The 24,781-nt window shown below is 64.5% G+C and carries 4 protein-coding genes; all 4 read left to right on the plus strand.

Going from position 1 to position 24,781, the window contains the following annotated elements:
* Positions 1 to 153 precede the first annotated feature (153 nt).
* The 4 genes from M5B44_RS07955 (at position 154) to M5B44_RS07970 (ending at position 24,759) form a co-directional block, all read left to right on the plus strand.
* A complete protein-coding gene (locus tag M5B44_RS07955) occupies positions 154 to 3,555 on the plus strand; it encodes an amino acid adenylation domain-containing protein (protein WP_248738764.1) in 3,402 nt (1,133 codons plus the stop codon).
* Positions 3,552 to 11,387, plus strand: coding sequence for a non-ribosomal peptide synthetase (locus M5B44_RS07960; protein WP_248738765.1), 7,836 nt, complete (start codon positions 3,552 to 3,554; stop codon positions 11,385 to 11,387). The genes M5B44_RS07955 and M5B44_RS07960 overlap by 4 nt, the downstream gene beginning before the upstream one ends.
* A gap of 13 nt (positions 11,388 to 11,400) precedes the next feature.
* Positions 11,401 to 23,727, plus strand: coding sequence for a non-ribosomal peptide synthase/polyketide synthase (locus M5B44_RS07965; RefSeq protein ID WP_248738766.1), 12,327 nt, complete (start codon positions 11,401 to 11,403; stop codon positions 23,725 to 23,727).
* Positions 23,728 to 23,802: 75 nt separating this feature from the next.
* A complete protein-coding gene (locus tag M5B44_RS07970) occupies positions 23,803 to 24,759 on the plus strand; it encodes an alpha/beta hydrolase (protein ID WP_248738767.1) in 957 nt (318 codons plus the stop codon).
* Positions 24,760 to 24,781: the final 22 nt, after the last annotated feature.

Consider the following 24,781-nt stretch of genomic DNA (forward strand, 5'->3'; position numbering starts at 1 on the left):
CCGGTTCTGTACCGGCTTCGGCATTTGTGTGTCGATCCCTTTGGTTGTCGCCCGGGGATTGCCCGGCCCCGCTAAATCATTGCGTTTGTCATTCGTTCTTGTTGATACGACCGGGCCTCCTGGTCACGCCGCCGATCAGCAAGGACCCAATGCATGAATGCCGCAGACGCACAGAAACTAGCCCGCCGCTTTATCGAATTGCCTCAGGACAAACGTCGTTTGTTCCTCGCCGGCATGGCCCGTGAAGGGATCAATTTTGCGCAACTGCCCATGACCGCCTGCATCGGGGTCGCCGAGCGCGACGGCCTGTCCTATGCCCAGCAGCGGATGTGGTTTCTCTGGCAGATGGACCCGCAAAGTGCCGCCTACAACCTGCCGATGGCCGTGCGCCTGAGCGGTGAGTTGCAGCCCGAGGCGCTGGAGCAGGCGTTCAGTCGGTTGGTGGCGCGGCATGAGTGCCTGCGCACGACGTTCGGTCAGGAGGGCGAACAAGCCTTCCAGAAAGTCGCCGAACCGCAACCCGTCAAGTTGGCCTTCACTGACCTGAGCGCGTTGCCCGAGGACCAGCGCTGGCCACTGGCCCGGCAACACATGATGGCCGAGGCCACGCAAGCCTTCGATCTGGAGAACGGGCCGTTGCTGAGCCTGCGCCTGCTGCGGCTGGACGCGCAGGAACACGTGCTGTTGCTGACGTTGCACCACATCATCGCCGACGGCTGGTCGATGAACATTCTCATCGATGAATTCATGCGCACCTACGCGGCGCTGGTGGCGGGAACGGAGCCGCAATTGCCCCCGATCACCGTGCACTACCGCGACTACGCGCTGTGGCAACGCAGTTGGCTGGAGGCGGGCGAGGGCGAGCGTCAGCTCGACTACTGGCGTGCACAACTGGGTGACGAACACCCGGTGCTTGAACTGCCGACCGATCGTGCCTACCCGGCCCAGGCCAGTCACCGTGGTGCGCGTCTGGAAACGGTGATCGACGCCGACCTGCGGCAGGAGCTGAAAAACCTCGCACAACGTCAGGGGGTGACCCTGTTCGTGGTCTTGCTGGCGGCGTTCAAGACCTTGTTGCATCGCTACAGCGGCCAGACTGACATCCGCGTCGGCGGCCTGATCGCCAACCGTACCCGCAGTGAAACCGAAGGCTTGATCGGCTTCTTCGTCAATACGCAGATCCTGCGCAGTGTGGTCACTGCCAATACCCGTTTTGCCGATCTGTTGCAGAGCGTGCGCCAGGCCGCCGCCGGCGCGCAGTCCCATCAGGATCTGCCGTTCGATGCCTTGATCGAGGCGTTGCAGCCGGCCCGCAGCCAGAGTCACAACCCGCTGTTCCAGGTGATGTTCAACCATCAGCCGCTGGTGACGGATTTGCAGCAGGCGCAGCTGACGGCCGGCTTGCAGGTCGGTTACCTGACCGAGGAACAACTGACCGGCAGCGGCCGCGAGCATGCGGCCACCAGCGACCTGATGCTCGATACCCGGGAAGAGGGCGAGCAACTGTTCGCCGCGTTCACCTACGCCACCGACATTTTCGACGCGTCCACCATTGCCGCGCTGGCCGAGCACTGGCGCAACGTGCTGGTATCGGTCTGCCGCGATCCGCAGCAATTGATCGGCGAGGTTTCGATGCTGGCCGTTGCCGAGCGCGAAGGCCTGGTTCAGGTCGCCGAAACCAGCCCTCCGCAGGTCGGCATTCAGGCCCTGTTCGAGGCACAAGTGGAGCGTACCCCCGATGCGCTGGCGGTGATTCTGGCGAGCGACCCGGCGCCTTCGATCAGCTATGCCGAACTGAACCGGCGCAGCAATCGTCTGGCCCACCAACTGCGTGCGCAGGGTGCCGGCCCGGACGTGCTGGTCGGCGTGGCGCTGGGGCGTTCGCTGGAACTGGCGGTCGCCTTGCTCGGCGTGCTCAAGGCCGGCGGCGCCTACGTGCCGCTGGATCCGCAAACCCCGCCCGAGCGCCTGCGTCATGTGCTCGACGACAGCGGATTAAAGCTGTTGTTGACCGACCGCCAGTCACTGGCCGCTCTGCCAACCCTCGACGGCGTGGAAAGCCTGTGCCTGGACACGCTGCCGGACAGCGGCGCCAGCGACAATCTGCCGGTGACCGTCGCGCCGCAAAACCTGGCCTACGTGATCTACACCTCCGGTTCGACCGGCCGGCCCAAAGGCGTGGCGATCAGTCACGCCGCCCTGAGCGAGTTCATCGAGCGCGCCATCGACTACAGCGACCTGCGCGAAGGCGACCGGGTGCTGCAGTTCGCGACCAGCAGTTTCGACGGGTTCGTCGAGCAGTTTTTCCCGCCGCTGTGCCACGGTGCCGGCGTGGTGCTGCGCGACGCGCGTCTGTGGGACAGCGCGACATTGCATCAAGCCATCCTCGAACACGGCATTACCCTGGCCGACTTGCCGGCGGCGTACTGGTATTGGCTGGTGCAGGAATACGCGGCCAATCCGCCGCCGCACTTCGGTGCGCTGCGCCAGATTCACGTGGGCGGCGAGGCCATGGCGGTGGACGGTCTGCGTCTGTGGCAACAGGCCGGGCTGGGTCATGTGCGCCTGCTCAATACCTACGGGCCGACCGAGGTCACGGTGGTGTCGACCATCCATGACTGCTCGACGCTCACCGCAGACGCCGTGTCGTGGCGTGGCATCCCGATTGGCCATGGCCTGGCTGGCCGTCGCCTGTACGTGCTCGACGATGATTTGAACCTGCTGCCGCAAGGCGCGGTGGGCGAGCTGTACATCGGCGGCCCGGGCCTGGCGCGGGGTTATCACCGCCAGCCGGTGCTGAGCGCCGAACGTTTCATCGCCGATCCGTTTGCCTGTGGCGAACGCCTGTATCGCACCGGGGATCGTGCCCGTTTGCGCGCCGACGGTGCCGTGGAATACGTCGGTCGGGTCGACCATCAGGTGAAGATCCGTGGCTTCCGCATCGAACTGGGCGAGATCGAGTCGCGCCTGCAGCAATGCCCGGGCATCCGCGAGGCGGTGGTGCTGGCCTTGCCGTTGAATGGCAGTCAGCAATTGGTGGCGTATCTGGTGGTCGATCAGGACGTGCTGGAGGGCGCGGCCGGGCAGTCGGCGTTCCGTCAGCAGATCAGGACGGCGCTGCAAGCCAGGCTGCCGGACTACATGGTGCCGGGCCATCTGCTGCTGTTGGCGCAATTACCGCTGACCCCCAGTGGCAAGCTCGACCGCAAGGCCCTGCCGGCGCCGGACGTGGATCAATTGCAGGTCGACTACCGGGCCCCGCAATCGGACATCGAACAAGCCCTGGCGCAGATCTGGACGGATGTCCTGCAAGTGCCCCGGGTCGGGCTGGACGATCACTTCTTCGAACTCGGCGGCCATTCGCTGCTGGCGGCCCAGGTGATCGGCCGCATCAAGAAACAACTGAACGTGGTGTTGCCGCTGCGCAACCTGTTCGAACAACCGTTGCTCGGCGATCTGGCTCAGGCGGTGGCACAGCTGGCCGAGGGTGCAACGGATAACGACTGGTCCGACATGGACCTGTTCATGAATGAATTGGAAGGAGAAGAAGTATGAGCGGCAACATGGCGGAGCGTATCGCTAAAAGGTTCGTCGGTTTGCCGCTTGAGCAGCGCCGGCAGTTTCTGGCCAAGTTGCGCGAGGAAGGCAAGGATTTCAGCCTGTTGCCGCTGCCGGTCAGTCGTCACGACTGTGCGCAGATTCCGTTGTCGTTCGCCCAGCAGCGTCTGCTGTTTCTCTGGCAGCTCGAACCGCAGAGCGCCGCGTACAACATGGCGGCCGGCCTGCGCCTGAAAGGGCGTTTGGACGAGTCGGCGCTGACCCGCTCGCTGGATCATCTGATGGCGCGTCATGAAGTGCTGCGCACGGTGTTTCGCACCGACGGTGACCAGCCGCATCAGGTGATTCTCGAATCCCAGGGTGTCGCGCTGGAACGCATCGATTTGACCGGTGTTGCCGCGCAGGAACGTGAGCAGGCCCTGGCCGAGCAAGTGCAGAAGGTGACGGCGCAGCCGTTCGATCTGCGTCATGGTCCGCTGTTGCGCGCCAGTCTGTTTTGCCTGGCCGACGATGAATTCGTGCTGGTGGTGAGCATGCATCACATCGTCTCCGACGGCTGGTCGATGGACGTGATGGTCAAGGAATTCGTGCAGTGTTATCAGGCGTTCAGCCTGGAGCGCGAGCCACAATTGCCGGAACTGGCCTTGCAATACGCCGACTACGCCATCTGGCAGCGACGTTGGCTGGAAGCCGGCGAGGACGAACGTCAGCTCGACTACTGGCGCGGGCAACTGGGCGAGGAACATCCGCTGCTGGAGGTCGCCCCGGACTTCGCTCGACCGCTGACCCAGAGCTTTGAAGGCCGGACCCTGAGCTTCGATTTCGGCGCGGACCTGTCGCGTCAGCTCAACGGCTTCGCCCGTGCGCAAGGCATCAGCCTGTTCATGCTGGTGCTCGCCGGTTTTTCGCTGTTCCTGTCGCGTCAGGCCGGGGAGCGTGACATCCGCGTCGGCGTGCCCAATGCCAACCGTAGCCGCGCCGAAGTCGAAGGGCTGATCGGTTTCTTCGTCAACACCCAGGTGCTGCGCTGCGAGGTGGACGAGCGGGGCAGTTTCGAGGACCTGCTGGCGCGGGTGCGTGAGGCATCGTTTGGCGCCCAGGCCCATCAGGAACTGCCGTTCGAGCAACTGGTGGACGAACTGATCGCCGAACGCACCCTGGGACATAACCCGTTGTTCCAGGCCAAGTTCAACCAGAACGTCGGCATGCAGAAGCAACGCTCGATGGCGCTGCCGGGCCTGAGCGTGGCGGAATACCCGCTGGACAAGGATGGCACCCACTTCGATCTGGCGCTGGACATCACCGACGACGGCACGCTGATCCACGGGCAGATGACCTACGCCAGCGACCTCTATCAGCACGCGACCGTCGAAGGCTTCGTCCCGGCGTTGCTCGGGTTGTTCGGTGCACTGCTGAAGGCGCCGCAAGCACCATTGCACACCGTGGCGACCGCGTTGCCGAGCGCTCTCGCGGCGCCGCGTGAAGCGGCATTGCCGGTGCTGCAACACTGGGAGCGCGAAGTTGCGCGCCAGCCGCAGGCAATGGCCGCCCGTGACCTGAACGGCGGGCTGAGCTTTCAGGCACTGGATCAGGCTGCCAATCGTCTTGCGCATCATCTGCTGGCCGAGGGCGCGGTCGCCGGTCAACCGGTCGCCGTGCTGCTGGAGCGCTCGCTGGACTGGCTGACCTGCGTGCTGGCGATTTTCAAGGCCGGCGCGGTGTACATGCCGCTGGACGTCAAGGCCCCGACGGCGCGCTTGCAGCAGATGCTCGGCGCTGCCAAGGCGCGGGTGCTGGTGTGCGCTGAAGGTGATTCGCGGGTGGCGGAACTGGCGGTCGCCGGTTGCCGTGGCCTGGTATTCGAGGCGCAGCAATGGCAACAGCAGCCGGATTCGGCGCCTGTCAGCGAGTTGTCGGCGCAGTCCCCGGCCTATGTGATTCACACCTCCGGTTCCACCGGTCAGCCCAAGGGAGTGCTGGTCAGCCACGGTGCGTTGGCCAGCTATGTGCGCGGGGTGCTGAAGCGTCTCGAACCGGCAGCAGACACCAGCATGGCGCTGGTCTCCACCATTGCGGCGGACCTGGGTTTCACCGTGCTGTTCGGCGCGTTGTGTTCCGGCCGCTTGCTGCATGTGTTGCCGGAAGAACTGGGCTTCGATCCCGATCGTTTCGCCGAGTACATGGCCAGCCATCGGGTGGGCATGCTGAAGATTGTTCCGGGGCATCTGGCCGCGTTGCTGCAGGCATCCCGTGCGGCAGACGTGCTGCCGGAGCAGGCGCTGATCGTCGGCGGCGAAGCCTGTTCGCCAGCGCTGGTGGAGCGTGTGCGGCAACTCAAGCCGGGCTGCCGGATCATCAACCACTACGGCCCGAGTGAAACCACCGTGGGTGTGTTGGCCCATGAAGTCGGTTCGCTGGAACCGGGTGTGCGCAGCGTGCCGGTCGGCACGGCGCTGGCCGGGGCCCATGTGTATGTGCTCGACGATGTGCTCAACAGCGTGGCCGATCAGGTTGCGGGTGAGCTTTACATCGGCGGTGACAGTGTCGCCCTCGGCTATCTCGGTCAACCGGGCCTGACAGCCGAGCGTTTCGTGCCAGATCCGTTCGGGCCGGACGGTGCGCGGGTGTATCGCAGTGGCGACCGGGTGCGCCGCAATCGCCAGCAGGCAGTGGAATTCATCGGTCGCGCCGACGATCAGGTCAAGGTGCGCGGCTATCGGGTGGAGCCGGCGGAAGTCGCCCGGGTGCTGCTCGGTCTGGACGGTGTCAGCGAAGCAGCGGTGCTTGCACTGGCGATGGATGACGACCCGGCACGCCTGCAACTGGTGGCCTGGTGTGTGCCAACGGCGGGCGCAGCGTTGACGCCCGAAAACCTGCGCGAACAACTGCAAGCCTGTCTGCCGGATTACATGGTGCCGGCGCAGATTGTCGTGCTGGAGCAATTGCCGCTGACGGCCAACGGCAAACTGGACAAGCGCGCCTTGCCGGTGCCGGGTGTGGTGACGCAGCGTTATGTTGCGCCGGTGGGCGAGGTGGAGGAAAAACTCGCGGCGATCTGGGCCGATGTGCTCAAGCTTGAGCGTGTGGGCAGCACCGACAACTTCTTCGAATTGGGCGGGGACTCGATCCTCAGCCTGCAAATCATTGCCCGGGCCAAGCGTCAGGGCATCAAGCTGAGCCCCAAGCAACTGTTCGAGAAACAGACCGTCGGCCAATTGGCGGCAGTGGCCAAACTGATCGAAGCCAAACCTGTCGCGTCAGCGCCGAAGAAAGTCGGCGGGCAACTGGCCTTGTTGCCGATTCAGGCACGCTTCTTTGAAACCCCGATTGCCCGGCGCCACCACTGGAACCAGTCGCTGATGCTGCAACCGCAGGTGCCGCTCGATGCCGGACATTTGCAAGCCGCCTTGGCGGCCGTGGTCGAGCAGCATGATGCGCTGACCTTGAATTTCCAGGCGTCGGGCGATGGGTGGCAGGCCACTTTCCAGACGCAACGCGACCCCGAACGGCTATGGGTGCGCGAGCTGGACAACCTGGAGCAACTGACCGAGCTGGCGGATCTGGCGCAGCGCAGCCTGGACCTGCAACAAGGGCGATTGCTGCGTGCGGTGCTGGCGAATCTGCCGGGCGGTGAGCAACGCCTGTTGCTGGTGATCCATCACCTGGTGGTCGATGGCGTGTCCTGGCGCATCCTGCTGGAGGATCTGCAAACCGCTTACACCGCGCTGGCCGCCGGCCAACCGCTGGTGTGGCCGGGCAAGAGCAGCTCGCTGCAGAGCTGGGCCGAGCATCTGCATCGTTACGGGCAGAGTGAAGCGCTGAACGCGGAGCGCGCGTACTGGCTGAAAACCCTGAGCGACGGCGACGCCGAGTTGCCACGGGACTTTGCCCAGGACGTGCAGACTCAGGATCAGGCGCAGCGCGTCAGTTCGCGCCTGAGCCAGGCATTGACCCACAAGTTGCTCAAGGTGGCACCGGCCGCCTATCGCACGCAGATCAACGATCTGTTGCTCACTGCGCTGGCGCGGGTGTTGTGCGACTGGAGCCGGCAGCCGTCGGTGCTGATCCAGCTGGAAGGGCATGGTCGCGAAGACCTGTTCGACGATCTCGATCTGAGCCGTACCGTGGGCTGGTTCAGCAGCCTGTTCCCGGTACGCCTGACGCCGCAGGCGACGCCCGGTGAATCCTTGTGCGCGATCAAGGAGCAACTGCGCGCCGTGCCGGGCAAAGGCATCGGCTACGGTGTGCTGCGCTATCTGAGTGACGCGGCCGAGTTGCGTTCGCTGGCGCCGCCACGGGTGACGTTCAACTACCTGGGGCAGTTCGACGGCGATTTCAGCGCCGCCGAGGGTGCGCTGTTCGTGCCGTCCGGTGACAGCACCGGGGCCAATCAGGACGCCTCGGCGCCGTTGGGCAACTGGCTGAGCATTGACGGTCAGGTGTATGGCGGCGAGCTGGAACTGACCTGGACGTTCGGTGCGCAGATGTACCGCGTCGAAACGATGCAGGCGCTGGCCGACGCTTACCGGATCGAGCTGGAGCGCTTGATCGAGCACTGCTGTGACAGCAGCCACGCTGGCGTCACGCCGTCGGATTTCAGTCTGGCGACCCTGACTCAGGCGCAACTTTCGGCACTGCCGATCCCGGCACGGGAAATCAGCGACCTGTATCCGTTGTCGCCGATGCAGCAAGGCATTCTGTTCCACAGCCTCAACGATCCCGACAGCCCGGCGTACACCAACCAGTTGCGGGTCGACGTGCAGCATCTGCAGGTCGAACGTTTCCGTCAGGCCTGGCAGCAGACCCTCGACGCCCACGACATTCTGCGCACGGCGTTTGTCTGGCCGAGCGATGCCGCTGCGGCGGTGCAAGTGGTTCGCCAGAACGTGCAGATGCCATGGAGCATGCAGGACTGGCGTGGCCGCAACGACCTCGACAGCGCTCTGGAGCAACTGGCCGGCGACGATCTGGCCAACGGTTTCGAGCTGAGCGGTGCGCCGCTGTTGCGGGTTGCCCTGGTGCGTACGGACGAGTCGACGCATCACCTGATCTACTCCTGTCATCACATCCTGATGGACGGCTGGAGTACTTCGCAGTTGTTCGGCGAGGTGTTGCAGCGTTACGCGGGCATGAGCCCGGCCAGCGCTCAGGGGCGTTACCGTGATTACATCGAATGGCTGGGCCAGCGTGATCAGCCGGCCAGTCAGGCGTTCTGGAAGCAGGCGCTGGCCGAGCTTGAAGAGCCGACGCGACTGGCCAGTGCCGTACCTGCGCCGCTGGCCGGTGCCGGCGGTTATGCCGATCACCAGCATGTGTTCAGCGAGCAGCTGACGGCAGATCTGAACCGCTTTGCCCGGGAACAGAAAGTCACCTTCAACACCCTGGTGCAAGCGGCGTGGCTGGTGCTGTTGCAGCGTTATACCGGTCAGGATCACGTGGCCTTCGGTGCCACGGTCGCCGGTCGCCCGACCGATTTGCCCGGCGTCGAACAGCAGATCGGCCTGTTCATCAATACCTTGCCGGTGGTGGCCGCGCCGTCCGCCGACCTGTCGGTGGAGCAGTGGTTGCAGCACGTGCAGGGCCTCAACCTGGCGCTGCGTGAACACGAACACACGCCGCTGTATGACATTCAGCGCTGGGCCGGACTCGGCGCCGGGGCGTTGTTCGACAGCATTCTGGTGTTCGAGAACTATCCGATGGCCGAAGCCCTGCAACAGGGCCCGGACACCGGTCTGGTGTTCTCGGCGATCCGCCGACAGGAGCAGACCAACTACCCGTTGACACTGGTGGCGGTCACCGGTCGTGAGTTGAGCCTGGGTGTCAGTTACGATCAGGCCTGTTTCTCGGCCTCGACCATTGTCGATCTGAGCCGACAGCTCGAACGTCTGCTGCACCAGTTCCTCGACAACGCCACCCAGGCACTGGGCGCGCTGCAATTGCTCGATGACTCGCAGCGCGGGCAAGCGATTGAATGGGGCAAGGCCGATGTTACGGCGCTGGCGCCGCGCACGGTGCTGGAATTCATCGAAGAACGCGTCGCGCAACGACCTGACGCACCGGCGGTGGTGTATGCCGAACAGCAGATCGACTATCGCGCGCTCGACCAGCGGGCCAATCGTCTGGCGCACAAGCTGCAAACGCTGGGCGTGGGGGCAGAAGTGCGGGTCGGCGTGTGCATGCGCCGCACCCCGGACATGCTGGTGGCGCTGCTGGCGATTCTCAAGGCCGGTGGCGCCTATGTGCCGCTGGACCCGGACTACCCGCAGGAACGTTTGCTGCACATGCTCGACGACAGCCGCGCCGCGGTGCTGCTGACCGAGCCGGCGGCGCAGGCGATGCTGCCCGAGACATTGAGTGCCCGGGTGGTGCTGGTGGAGGCGGGCGAGCAGTGGCTGGCCGGTTATCCCTCCACCGCGCCGGTGGCCGGTATCACCGGGCAGAACCTGGCCTATGTCATCTACACCTCGGGTTCCACCGGCAAGCCGAAAGGCGTCGCCATCAGCCACGCCAACCTCTCGGCGTTGATCCAGTGGTCGCAAGGGGTCTACCGCGAGGAACAATTGCGCGGCGTGCTGGCCTCGACGTCGATCTGCTTCGACCTGTCGGTGTGGGAGATATTTGTCACCCTGGCCAGCGGCGGCTGCATGGTGCTGGCGGACAACGCGCTGGCCCTGGCGGACTTGCCGGCCAGCGAACGGGTCACGCTGATCAACACGGTGCCGTCGGCGATTGCCGCGCTGCAACGGGCGGGGCAGATTCCGGCGTCGGTCACGACCATCAACCTGGCCGGTGAACCGCTCAAGCAGAGCCTGGTGGACACCCTGTATGCGACCACGGCGGTCCGGCAGGTCTATGACCTGTACGGGCCGTCGGAAGACACCACCTATTCGACGTTCACCCTGCGCACCGCGCACGGTCAGGCCAATATCGGCCGGCCGCTGGCCAACACCGTGGCGTACCTGCTCGACACTCAACTGAACGTATTGCCGGCCGGCGTAGCCGCCGAGCTGTACCTGGGCGGTGCCGGCGTGACCCGGGGCTATCTGATGCGGCCGGGCCTGACCGCCGAGCGCTTCGTGCCTAACCCGTATGCCAGTAACGGCGAGCGGCTTTACCGCACGGGGGATCTGGTGCGCGAGGGCGCGGATGACAACATCGAGTATCTCGGGCGTGCCGACCATCAGGTGAAGATCCGTGGCTTCCGTATCGAACTCAGCGAGGTCGAAGCGCGCTTGCTTGAGCAGGATGAAGTTCGCGAAGCGGTGGTGCTGGCCCAGGACGGCGCGGCGGGCAAGCTCCTGCACGGTTATGTCGTGGCGGCGCAAGCGGTGAGCGATCCGGCGGCGTTGATCGAACGTCTGCGCGGGGCATTGGCCAGTCGTTTGCCGGCGCACATGGTGCCCGGGCATCTGCATGTGATAGAGGCGGTGCCGTTGACCCCGAACGGCAAGCTCGACCGCAAGGCGCTGATGGCCCTGGGCGCGAGCCCGGCGCAGCAGCAGTACGAAGCGCCGCAGACGGACCTGCAACGGGAAGTGGCGACGGTCTGGCAAGAGGTGCTGGAAGTCGAGCGCGTGGGCCTGGCGGACAACTTCTTCCAGCTCGGCGGCCATTCGTTGCTGGCGACGCTGGTGGTGACCCGGATCAAGGAGCGTCTGGGCGACAAGGTGCCGCTCAAGGAGCTGTTCGAAGCCGATACGCTGAAAGCGTTCTGCAACCGGATCGAGGCGCTGCGCGTCGAAATGTCGCCGGTTCAGGATGAATTGGCTAAATCCCTGGAGGCCCTCAAACGTCTATCCCTCGATGATCTGGAAAAACTGATTTCTTGAGAGGGAAAAACGCGTGCAAGAGTTAATCGAGTCGGTAGGACAACTTTCGGCTAAGCAAAGAAAGGCTCTGGCGGTTCTGCTCAAGCAGAAAGGCGTCAACCTCTTTGACATTGCCCCGGTTTTCAAGCGCACGGCCGAAGAGCCGCTGCTGCTGTCCTACGCCCAGCAGCGCCAGTGGTTTCTCTGGCAATGGGCGCCGCACAGCGCGGCCTACAACATTCCCACGGCCCTGCGCTTGCAGGGGCCGCTGGATGTGTCCGCGCTGGAGCGCAGCCTTCAGGCGCTGATCGAACGACACGAAACCTTGCGCACGGTGTTCTCCCAGGAATCCGAGCAACCGCTGCAAACGATCCTGCCGGCAGGGTCGTTTGCACTGGAGACTTACCCGCTGAGCCCTGAGCTGGCGAGCGACCCGGATGCCTCGATCCAGGCGTTCGTCCAGACCCAGAGCCAGAAGACTTTCGATCTGCAGCAAGGCCCGCTGTTGCGCGCGGCCCTGCTGCAGGTCAACCCGAACGACCATGTGCTGGTCCTGACCTTGCACCACATCGTCTCCGACGGCTGGTCGCTGCAAGTGATGATCGAAGAACTGGTGCAGTTGTATGCCGGTTTCAGCCTCGGTCACGACGCCGGCCTGCCGGCGCTGCCGATTCAATATGCCGACTACGCCTTGTGGCAGCGCCAGTGGATGGAGGCCGGTGAGCAGGCGCGGCAGCTGGCCTATTGGCAGGAAAAACTCGGTGGCGAACAGCCGGTGCTGGAACTGCCGCTCGACCGCGCCCGCAGTGTCGATCAGAGCTTTGCCGGGGCCAGCCACAACCTGATTCTCGATGCGCAATTGACCCAAGGCCTGAAAGCCTTCGCGCGGCAGGAAAACGTCACCCTGTTCGTCTTGCTGCTGGCGTCGTTCCAGGCGCTTTTGCACCGTTACAGCGGCCAGGCGGACATCCGTGTCGGCGTGCCGGTGGCCAACCGTGGCCGGGTGGAAATCGAGCGCCTGATCGGCTTCTTCGTCAACACCCAGGTGCTCAAGGCCGACATTGACAGCCAGACCCCGTTCATCGAGTTGCTGCGTCAGGTCAAACAGACCGCGCAGGAAGCCCAGGCCCATCAGGACCTGCCGTTCGAACAGCTGGTGGAAGCGCTGGAGCCGGGCCGCAGCCTGAGCCACAGTCCGTTGTTCCAGGTCATGTTCAACCATCAGGCGGAACGTCGCAGCAGTGTGGAGACGCGTCTCAACGGCCTGAGCATCGAGCCGCTGGAATGGCAGAGCCAGACCGCCCAGTTCGACCTGACCCTCAATACCACCGAACAGGCCCACGGCATCGAAGCGGTGCTCAAGTACGCCACCGACCTGTTCGACGCCACCACCATCGAGCGCCTGGCCCAGCACTGGAACGCGCTGTTGCAGGCCATCGTCGAAGATCCGTCGCGTTGCATCGGCCAGTTGCCGATGCTCGATGACGCGCGTCAGCAGCAGTTGTTGACCCAATGGAACCCGACCCGGGTCGAGCATCCGGTCGAGCAGTGCATCCATCAGGTGATCGAGGTCCAGGCGGAGCGGCATCCCGAGGCGGTCGCCGTGACCTGTGCCGGGCAACAACTGACCTACGCCGAACTCAACCGCCGGGCCAACCAGTGGGCACACCGCTTGATTGCAAGCGGTGTCGGTCCGGATGTGCGGGTCGGTGTCGCGGTCGAGCGTTCGCTGGACATGATCGTTGCCATCGTCGCCGTGCTGAAGGCTGGCGGTGCCTACGTGCCGCTGGACCCGAGCTACCCGCAAGACCGCCTGAGCTACATGATCGAAGACAGTGGCATCGCGCTGCTGCTGACCCAGGGGCACTTGCAGGCACAACTGCCGATTCCACCGGGACTTGCCTGCCTGGACCTGAGCCAGCCGCCGGAGCAGGGCCACAGCGAAAACCCGGTCTGCCGAACCACGCCGGACAACCTGGCGTATGTGATCTACACCTCCGGTTCGACCGGCAAACCCAAAGGCGCATTGCTGCCGCACAGCAACGTCATCCGCCTGTTCAGCGCCACCGACCACTGGTTCGGTTTCGGTCCGGACGACAGCTGGACGCTGTTCCATTCCTACGCGTTCGACTTCTCGGTGTGGGAGATTTTCGGTGCGCTGCTGTACGGCGGCAAACTGGTGGTCGTGCCGCACGACATCACCCGCTCGCCGGAAGAGTTCTACACACTGCTGTGCGATGAAAACGTCACGGTCTTGAACCAGACGCCGTCGGCGTTCAAGCCGTTGATGCAACTGGCCAGCGAATCCTCGCGGGACAACGCGTTGCGTTATGTGGTGTTCGGCGGCGAAGCCCTGGAAGTGCAGAACCTGCGCCCGTGGTTCGAGCGTTTCGGCGACCGCGCACCGACGCTGGTGAACATGTACGGCATCACCGAAACCACGGTGCACGTGACTTACCGTCCGCTGTCCATGGCCGATCTTGAGCAAAGCCACAGCAGCCCGATCGGCGAGCCGATTGTCGACCTGTCGTGGTACTTGCTCGACAACGCGCTGAACCTGGTACCGCAAGGCTGCATCGGTGAGTTGTACATTGCCGGTGCCGGCCTGGCCCGGGGTTACCTGAATCAGCCGGGCATGAGCGCCACGCGTTTTGTTCCGGACCCGTTCAACCCGAAGGCCGGCGAGCGTCTGTATCGCACCGGCGACCTGGCGCGCCTGCGTGGCGACGGGGTGATCGAGTACATCGGTCGTATCGACCACCAGGTGAAAATCCGTGGATTCCGCATCGAGCTGGGGGAAATCGAAACCCAACTGCTCAAGCACCCTGCCGTGCGCGAAGCGGTGGTGCTCGCGGTGGAAGGTCCGAGCGGGCAGCAACTGGCGACCTGGATCGTAGCGAACGAGACGCTGGACGCCGATGCCGAGGCGACGTTGCGCGAGTCGATCAAGGCCCGGTTGCGCGATGACTTGCCCGATTACATGGTGCCGGTGAGCTGGGCATTCCTTGAACGCCTGCCGCTGACCGCCAACGGCAAGCTGGATCGCAAACAATTGCCGCAGCCGCAGGTCGTTCAGTCCCAGGAAGCCTACGCCGCACCGCGCAATGAGCTGGAGCAGCAACTGGCCGCGATCTGGCAGGACGTGCTGAAGGTCGAGCGTGTCGGTCTCAACGACAACTTCTTCGAACTGGGCGGCGATTCGATCATTTCGATTCAGGTGGTCAGCCGCGCCCGTCAGGCGGGCATTCGTTTCACGCCCAAGGACATCTTCCAGCATCAGACCGTGCAGCGTCTGGCCACGGTCGCGCAGCAGAGCGACGGCGTGCTCGCGACCCAGGGCGATGTACTGGGCGAAGCGGTGCTGACGCCGATCCAGCAATATTTTTTCCACAGCGATATTCCGGCGCGTCATCACTGGAACCAGTCGATCCTGCTGACCCCGGCCTCGCCGCTGGCGGCTGCACCGCTGGAGCAGGCGTTGCAGCATTTGCAACGGCACCATGACGCGTTGCGTCTGCGTTATCGCGACACCGGGGACGGCTGGCAACAGACTCACGCTGCAGCCGAACCGAGCGCGGAACTGCTGCGCACGGTCACCTTGCAGGACAGCGAGGCGTTGCCTGCGCTGTGCCAGGAATTGCAACGCAGCCTCGATCTGCACGACGGTCCGCTGATCCGTGCGGCGCTGGTGGATTTGCCGGACGCCAGTCAGCGTCTGTTGCTGGTGATCCATCACCTGGTGGTCGACGGGGTGTCCTGGCGGATCGTGCTGGAAGACCTGCAAACCGTTTATCAACAACTGATATCGGGCCAGGCCGTGCGCCTGCCAGCCAAGACCACGGCGTACAAGGACTGGGCCGAGCGCCTGCAAAAGCATGCGCACAGCGCCGGGCTGGAAGCCGAGCTGGATTACTGGCGCGGGCAACTGGAAGGGGCCGCTATCGAGCTGCCGCTGGACAACCCGCAAGGTCAGTCGAGCAACCGTTTCGAGCGCAGCGTCGATACCCGTCTGGATGCCGAGCGCACCCGGCAGTTGCTGCAACAGGCGCCGGCGGTCTATCGCACCCAGGTCAACGATCTGTTGCTGACTGCGCTGGCCAAGGTGCTGTGCGAGTGGACCTGCGCCGACAGTGCCCTGGTGCAACTCGAAGGCCACGGCCGTGAGGGCCTGTTCGATGACGTCGACCTGAGTCGCACGGTGGGCTGGTTCACCAGCATGTTCCCGGTGCGCCTGACCCCGGGCGCCGGTTTCGAAGCCTCGATCAAAGGCATCAAGGAACAACTGCGCGCGATCCCCGACAAGGGCATCGGTTATGGTCTGTTGCGTTATCTGGGCAGTGACGAAGCACAAGTCGCACTGGGTGGCGCAGCGCAGCCGAAAGTCACGTTCAACTACCTCGGCCAGTTCGACAACAACTTCGATGAGGGCGCGCTGTGGGTGCCGGCCACCGAGGACAAGGGCGCGGGGCAGGACGAGCACGCGCCGATGGCCAACACCCTGAGCATCGACGGCCGGGTTTACCAGGGGCAACTGAGCCTGACCTGGACTTACAGCGGCGACGTGTTCGAAGACTCGACGATTCATGCCCTGGCACGGGCTTACGAAGAGGCGCTGGCCGAGCTGATCGAGCATTGCCTGAGCCCATCGAGCGGCGGCCTTACGCCGTCCGACGTGCCGCTGGCCGGGTTGTCCCAGACGCATCTGGACAGCCTGCCGATCACTGCCCAGCGGATCGAAGACATCTATCCGCTGGCGCCGATGCAGCAGGGGATTCTGTTCCACAGTCTCTACGACGCCGATGCCAGCGCTTATGTCTATCAGATGCTGCTGGACATCGAAGGGCTCGACGTGGCGCGTTTCCAGCAAGCCTGGCAGCGGGTCGTCGACCGTCATGAAGTGCTGCGTGCCGGTTTCATCTGGGGCCGCGACGGCCTCGATACGCCGCTGCAAGTCATCCATCGCCAGTTGACCCTGGAAATGCCGGAAGTGGACCTGCGCCACGAGCCGGATCTGGCCGTGGCCATGGAGGCCCGTGCACGGGCCGACCTGGAGCGCGGTTTCGATTTGCAGAACCCGCCGCTGCTGCGCCTGTGCCTGTTGCGCACGGCGGATGATCGCCATCGTCTGATCTTCACCTGCCACCACATCCTGATGGATGGCTGGAGCAACTCGCGGATGTTCGGTGAAGTGCTGCAGGATTACGCCGGCCATCCGGTGCCGGGCGCGCAGGGGCGTTATCGCGACTTCCTGGCCTGGCTGCAAGGCCAGGACAAAACCGCCGCGCAGGATTTCTGGCGCGGGCAACTGGCCGAACTGGACGAGCCGACGCGACTGGCTTCGGCGTGTCCGGGCAAGGTTCAGCCGGGCGCGGGCAAGGGTGTGCATCGCCTGACCTTCGACGCCGCGTTTACCCGTCGCCTGAACAGTTTCTCCCGGCAGCAGCAAGTCACCCTCAACAGCCTGGTGCAGGCGGCGTGGCTGCTGATTCTGCAGCGCTACACCGGTCAGGCCACGGTCGCTTTCGGTGCCACGGTGTCCGGGCGTCCGGTGGACTTGCCGGGCATCGAGCAGCAACTGGGGCTGTTCATCAACACCTTGCCGGTGATCGCCAGCCCGCAGCCGGGCGTCAGCGTGCGCGACTGGGTGCGAAGCGTGCAGGATAAGAACCTGCTGCTGCGCGACTTCGAACAGACACCGCTGCAGGACATTCAGCGTCTGGCCGAACTCAATGGCGAAGCGTTGTTCGACACCCTGCTGGTATTCGAAAACTATCCGGTCTCGGAAACCCTGGAAGCCAACCCGGGCGGCCTGCGCTTCGGTGGTCTGGAGCACCGCGAGCAGACCAACTACGGCCTGACCCTGATCGCCGGTGCCGGCGAGGTCCTGAGTCTGGACTTCAACTACCTGACCGAGCAGTTTTCCGAGCGCGGCGTGGTCGGACTGGCCACGCACCTGGAAACTGTTCTGCAGCAGTTCCTCGACGCACCGCAACGGTTGCTGGGTGAAGTCGCAATGCTGTCGAGTGCGGAGCACACCACGCTGGCGCAGTGGAACGACAACCACGCCGCGTATCCGTCGCAACGTCTGATTCATCAAAGCTTCGAGGCGCAGGTCGAGGCCCGTCCGCAGGCCGTGGCCCTGAGCCATGGCGGTGTGGCCCTGAGTTATGCCGAACTCAATCGCCGGGCCAACCAGTTGGCCCGTCATCTGTCGACGCTGGGCGTCGGCGCCGAGGTTCGGGTGGGCGTGGCGATGCCGCGCTCGGCGGAGCTGGTGATTGCCTTGATGGCGGTGTTCAAGGCCGGTGGCACCTACGTGCCGCTGGATCCGGACTACCCGGCCGATCGCGTGGCGTACATGCTGGAAGACAGTCAGGCGAAGGTCCTGCTGACGCAACAATCGCTGCTGGCGCAACTGCCGCAGATCGACGCGCAGGTGGTGTTGGTGGAGGCGGGCGGCGAGGCCTTTGCCGATATCGCGAGCGACAACCTTGAGGTGCGGGCCGATTCGGCCAGTCTGGCCTACGTCATCTACACCTCCGGCTCCACCGGCAAACCCAAAGGCGTGGCGATTGCCCACCGTAACGTCCAGGCGCTGATCCACTGGTCCGCCGACGTCTACAGCGAGGCTGACCTGCAAGGCGTGCTGGCCTCGACGTCGGTGTGCTTCGACCTGTCGGTGTGGGAGATTTTTGTCACCCTCGCGCGCGGCGGTTCGATCGTCATGGCGCGCAATGCCCTGGAACTGCCGGACCTGCCGGAGCGCGATCAGGTGCGCCTGATCAATACCGTGCCGTCGGCCATCGCGGCCTTGCACCGCGCCGGACATATTCCAGATGGCGTGCGCATCATCAATCTGGCCGGCGAGCCGCTCAAGCAAAGTGTGGTCGACAGCCTGTACCGCGAGACGTCGGTCGAGCACGTCTACGACCTGTACGGGCCGTCGGAAGACACCACGTATTCGACCTGGACCCGCCGCGAAGCCGGCGGCCAGGCGAACATCGGCCGCCCGCTGGTCAACACCGCGGCGTACCTGCTGGACGGGCAACTGCAAGCGGCGCCGATCGGGGTAGCGGCCGAGCTGTACCTGGCCGGCGACGGCATCACCCGTGGTTACCTGTTCCGTCCGGGCCTGACCGCCGAGCGTTTCGTGCCGAACCCGGCCTCGACCAACGGCGAGCGGATGTACCGCACCGGCGACCTGACGCGCCTGGGCGATGACGGCCGGATCGAATACGTGGGGCGCATCGACCATCAGGTCAAGGTGCGCGGTTTCCGCATCGAACTGGGTGAAATCGAAGCGCGCCTGCTGGCCCATGACAGCGTGCGCGAAGGCGTGGTGCTGGCGGTGGACGGCCTCAGCGGCCAACAACTGGTGGCGTATGTGGTGCCGACCCATTCCGGCCTCAGCCTTCAGGAACAGGATGAGCTGAGCGAATCGCTGCAGTCCGCCCTCAAGGCGCACCTGCCCGATTACATGGTGCCTGCGCAGTGGCTGTACCTCGACGCGCTGCCGCTGACCCCCAACGGCAAACTGGACCGCAAGGCCCTGCCGGCACCGGACGTCAATCAGTCGGCCCGGGACTATGTCGCCCCGTCCACGGCACTCGAGCAGCAACTGGTCGTGGTCTGGCAAGACATCCTGAAGATTGACCGGGTCGGTGTGACCGATAACTTCTTCAGCCTGGGCGGCGATTCGATCATCTCCATCCAGCTGGTCAGCCGTGCGCGCCAGCAGGGCATCCGCTTTACCCCCAAGGATCTGTTCCAGCAGCAGACCGTGCAGAAACTGGCGATGGTGGCGTCGCTGGAGTCCGCGCAGCAGGCCGACGGTACGCCAGACAACTACCCGCTGGCGCGACTGGAGCAGGCGCAGCTCGATGCGTTGCCGGTGCCGGCGGATCTGATCGAGGACGTTTATCCGCTGTCGCCGATGCAGGAGGGCATGCTGTTCCACACGCTCTCGGACAATGGCAGCAGCCTCTACGTCAACCAGGTCAGCCTGCCGATCCAGGGCCTGGATGTGGAGCGCTTCCGGGGCGCCTGGGAGTTTGTGATCGATCGCCAGGCGATCCTGCGGACCAGTTTCCACTGGCAGGACGGGCTGGCCAAGCCGTTGCAAGTGGTCCATCGCCAGGCCCCGCTGCAAATGCAGGTGCTCGACTGGCGCGACCGTGAGGTCAGCGATGAGTTGATCGCCGGGTTCGCCAGCGATGATCGTGCCCTCGGCTTCGACCTGTCCCAGGCACGCCTGCAGCGAGTGACGCTGTTGCGCCTGAGCGATGACCGCTATCAGATGATCTGGACCAGCCACCACATCCTGATGGACGGCTGGAGCAGCTCGCGGCTGTTCGGCGAAGTCTTGCAGTACTACTCCAAGGGCAAGGTCAGCGGTGAGAACGGTCGTTACCGTGACTTCATCGCCTGGTTGCAGGCACAGGACCAGGACGCGCAGGAGCTGTTCTGGAAAGCGCGTCTGGCGGCGGTCAACGAGCCGACGGCGTTGAGCCAGGCGATTCATCCGCGGCATTCGGCCGATGTCTCCGGCCACGACGCGATCTACTCGAACTGGGATCAGGCGCAAACCGCGCGTCTGCTGCAGTTCTGCCGCGACCTGCGCATCACCCCCAACACCTTGATTCAGGGTGCCTGGCTGCTGCTGTTGCAGCGCTACACCGGGCAGCGCACGGTCACGTTCGGTGCCACGGTTTCGGGACGTCCCGAAGGGCTGGCGAATGTCGGCAATATGCTGGGTCTGTTCATCAACACCTTGCCGATCATCCAGACGCCGCAGGCCGATCAGCGACTGGCGGACTGGCTGGGCGAGGTGCAGGCCTACAACCTGGACATCCGTGACTATTCCCAGGCGCCGCTGGCCGATGTGCAGCGCTGGTCCAACCTCGGTGGCCAGGCGCTGTTCGACAGCATCATCGTGTTCGAGAACTTCCCGATCGATGATCGCCTGCAAGAAGAAAACGACACCGACCTGACCTTCGGCAAATCCATCGGCCACGGCGTGACCAACGTACCGATGGACCTGGCGGTGATGCTCGGGGACGAGCTGTCGATCGAGTACCTGTACCTGCGCAGCCACTTCAGCGCCGAGGCCGTGGAAGGCATTCGCCTGACGCTGGAAAACACCCTCGAAGCGATGATGCGTGCGCCTTACGAGCGACTGGGCAATCTGCAGCGCCTGTCGAACGAGCAGTGGCAGGCGATCCAGGCCTGGAGTGCCGAACCGGTCTCCAGCCACGAGCCGGTGCTGCTGCCGCAGCTGATCAGCCGGCATGCGCAGCAGCAGCCAGAGGCTATCGCCCTGCAGTGCGCCGGGTTGAGCCTGAGCTATGGCGAACTCGAACAGCGGGCCAATCGTCTGGCCCACTGCCTGACCGAACACGGGGCCGGTCCGGAAGTGGTGATCGGCGTGGCGCTGCCGCGCTCGCTGGAAATGGTCGTCAGCTTCCTCGCCGTGCTCAAGAGCGGTGCGGCGTACGTGCCGCTGGACATCGATTATCCGCCTGAGCGACTGGCGTACATGATCGAGGATTCGGGCATGGCCCTGTTGCTGACCCAGAGCAGCCTGCGCGCCACGTTGCCGGCGCCCGAGGGACTGCTGCGCCTGGAGATCGATCATCTCGACGAGACCCGTTACCCCGATCACGCACCGGTCTGCCGCGTTCAGGAGCAGGGGCTGGCGTATCTGGTCTACACCTCCGGTTCCACCGGTCGGCCAAAAGGCGTTGCAGTCACGCAAGGGCCGTTGAGCATGCACTGCCAGGCCATCGCCGAACTGTATGAAATGGACGCCAGCAGCTGCGAGCTGCACTTCATGTCATTCGCCTTCGACGGTGCCCATGAGCGCTGGTTGAGCACGCTCTACAGCGGTGGCCGTCTGGTGATTCGCGACGGTTGCCTGTGGACGCCGGAGCAGACCTACGCCGCCCTGCACGAGTATGGCGTCACCATCGCCTGCTTCCCGCCGGCCTATCTCAAGCAGTTGGCGGAGTACGCGGCGGCCAGCGGCATCGCGCCGCCAGCGGTGCGCATCTACTGCTTCGGCGGCGATGCCGTGCCGGACCAGACCTTCGAACAGGTGAAAGCGGCCCTGCGTCCCGAGTATTTCACCAACGGTTATGGCCCGACGGAAACCGTGGTCACGCCGATGCTCTGGAAGGTGCCGGTCAGCCAGCATTGTGAAGCGGCCTATGCACCGATCGGGCGTGCCGTCGGGGCACGTTCGCTGTACGTGCTGGACGAAGATCTGAACCCGCTGCCGCCAGGTTTTGCCGGTGAGCTGTACATCGGCGGTTACGGGGTTGCCCGTGGTTACCACGGCCGTGCGGATCTGACCGGCGAGCGCTTCGTGCCCAATCCGTTCGCGGCCGGCGAGCGCCTGTATCGCAGCGGCGACCTGGTGCGTTTGCGTCAGGACGGCGTGGTCGATTACGTCGGGCGCATCGACCATCAGGTCAAGGTGCGCGGTTTCCGCATCGAGCTGGGTGAAGTCGAGGCCAGCCTGCGCCGACTGGAGGGTGTGACCGATGCGCTGGTGATCGCCCGGGACAATGCGTCCGGCAAGCAACTGATCGGTTATGTCGTGACGCCAACGGGTGAAGACGTAGGCGATGAGCTGAAGGCCGGGCTGCGCGCCTCGCTGCCGGAGTACATGGTGCCGGCGCAGATTGTCTGCCTGAGTGCTTTCCCGGTCACGCCCAACGGCAAGCTCGACCGCAAGGCGCTGCCGGAGCCGGACTTCAAGAGCGAGGAATATGTCGCCCCGCGCAACGAGCAGGAAACACTGCTGGCCGAGATCTGGGCCCAGGTGCTGCAAGTCGAGCAGGTGGGCATCACGGATAACTTCTTCGAACTGGGCGGCGACTCGATCCTCAGCCTGCAGGTCATTTCCCGGGTCAGGAACCACCCGACCTTGCAGATGGAACTGAAGCTGCGCGATCTGATGCGCTATCAGACCATCGCCGGCATCGTCGAACAGAACGTGACGAAGGAGGGCGCCGGACAGCCGATGGTGGACGTCACGCAAATGGCGGGCGAGGGGTTGTTCAATCTGTTGCCGATCCAGGAGTGGTTCTTCGCCGAGGGCATGTCCGAAGCCCATCACTACAACCAGTCACTGCTGTTGAGTGCGCGCCAGCCACTGGATCTGGATGCGCTCGAACAGGCTCTGGGCTGGATCGAGCAACACCACGACTCGCTGCGCCTGCGCTTCACTCAGGAGGGCGGTCGCTGGCTGCAACGTTACTGCACCGCCAGCGAACAGGGCGATGCGGTGCTCTGGCGCCGTGAAGCCGAGAACAGCGAACAGGTCGAAGCGCTGGCCAACCTCGCCCAGCGCAGTCTGAAGCTGGACGACGGGCCGGTCTGGCGGGTGATGCATGTCGCCCTGCCTGACGGTCAGGCGCGACTGCTGGTGGTGATTCATCACCTGGTGGTCGACACCGTGTCCTGGCGGATCCTGCTCGATGACCTGAAAACCGCTTATGAAGCGTGTGTGCAGGGTCTGGCGCCGCAACTGCCGATTCGTACCAGCAGCTACCGTTCGTTTGCCGAGGCCTTGCAGGCCCGGGCCCCGGCGATTGCGGAGCAGGAACTGGCGTACTGGCTGGAGCAACTGGATCAGCCGGGCGTCGACCTGCCGTGCGACAACTACCGTGGCAAGAACCAGGTGCGCCAGCAGGCGCAGGCGCGGCTCAAGTTGTCCCGCGAGCACACCGAACAATTGCTCAAGCAGGCGCCGGCGGTCTATCGCACGCAAATCAACGACCTGCTGCTGTCGGCACTCGGCCGGGCGCTGTGCCGCTGGAGCGGCCAGCCATCGGCGCTGATTCTGCTGGAAGGGCACGGCCGCGAGGATCTGTTCGAGTCCATCGACCTGAGCCGCAGCCTTGGCTGGTTCACCAGCATGTTCCCGGTACGGTTGCGTCCGGACAGCGACGATATCGGACGTTCGATCATCGACGTACAGGCGCAACTGGCGGCGGTGCCGCAGAAGGGCATCGGGTATGGCGTGCTGCGTCATCTGGCGGGCGCCGAGGTGTCCCGGCAACTGGCGGATCTGCCGCAGGCGCGGGTGACGTTCAACTACCTGGGGCAGTTCGACCAGAGCTTCGACGAGCAGGCCCTGCTGGTGCCGGCGCTGGAAGAAACCGGTGACAACTACAGCCTGACGGCGAACCTGGGCAACTGGCTGGAAATTGTCGGCCAGGTGTATGACGGCCAGTTGGCGTTGCGCTGCATCTACAGCAGCCAGCGTTACCGGGCCGGCACCATGGACGCCTTGATGCAGGATTACCAGCGTGAACTTGAAGCGCTGATCGAGCATTGCATGGCGCGTGTGGGCTGACCCTCGCACGCTGGATCATTTTTGGGGGGCGTTGCCGAGGCGCGCCCCTTTTTTGCTGATACAAGGATCTTCGCGATGTCGTTACACCCTGATCTGGAAGCCTTTCTCGACCTGGCTCAAGACAGCCAGGAGGCCGGTCTGCCGGCGCTGCACCAAATGACCCCGGCCCAGGCCCGGGATACCTTCGAACAGACCACCGCGCAGTTGCGCTGGACGGCGCCCGAGGACCTGGACGTGCAAGCCATCAGCGCGACCGCTCGGGACGGTGCGCCTTTGGCGCTGCGCCTGTATCGCCCGCACGGTGAGTCAGCGCCAATGCCGGTGCTGGTGTATTTCCACGGTGGCGGGTTTGTGGTCGGGAGCCTGGATTCCCATGACGGCGTGTGCCGCGAGTTCTGCCGGCGCACGCCGTGCGCGGTGCTCTCGGTGGGCTATCGACTGGCGCCGGAGCACCGTTTCCCGACGGCGCTGGAAGACGGTGAGGACGCCTTGTCGTGGCTGGCCGAACACGCGGCGTCGTTGGGCCTGGACCCGGGCCGGGTCGCGTTCGGCGGTGACAGCGCCGGGGCCACGCTGGCCACGGTACTGGCGGTGCAAGCGGTGGTCCAGCCGCACACCGTGGCCATCGCGCCCAAGGCTCAGTTGTTGTGCTATCCGGTTACCGACGCCTCGCGTGCCCATGATTCGCGGGCCCTGTTCAGCGAAGGCTATCTGCTCGAAGACGAGACACTGGACTGGTTTTATGGGCATTACGCGCGCACCCCGGAAGATTATCTGGACTGGCGTTTCTCGCCGTTGCTGGCCGAAGATCTGCGGGGTGTCGCCCCGGCCATTGTGGTGCTGGCCGGGTTCGATCCGCTGCTCGATGAGGGGCAGGCGTATGTCGACAAGTTGCGTGAGCACGGTGTGAGCGTCGAGCTCGAGCATTGCCAGGGGCTGACGCACGACTTGCTCAGGCTGGCGTCGGTGATGCCCGATGTCCTGCAGGTACACGAAACCCTGAGCCGTGCGCTGCATCGCGTTTTGAACTGAGCCACAGACCCGATCGCAGGCC

Origin of the sequence: Pseudomonas sp. MWU12-2029, from assembly GCF_023242425.1 — a bacterium.
Lineage (GTDB): Bacteria > Pseudomonadota > Gammaproteobacteria > Pseudomonadales > Pseudomonadaceae > Aquipseudomonas > Aquipseudomonas kribbensis.

What these genes read in the sequence shown, in the direction of transcription:
- M5B44_RS07955 (WP_248738764.1), top strand. Translation starts at nt 154, where the DNA reads ATGAATGCCGCAGACGCACAGAAACTAGCCCGCCGCTTTATCGAATTG.
- M5B44_RS07960 (WP_248738765.1), top strand. Translation starts at nt 3,552, where the DNA reads ATGAGCGGCAACATGGCGGAGCGTATCGCTAAAAGGTTCGTCGGTTTG.
- M5B44_RS07970 (WP_248738767.1), top strand. Translation starts at nt 23,803, where the DNA reads ATGTCGTTACACCCTGATCTGGAAGCCTTTCTCGACCTGGCTCAAGAC.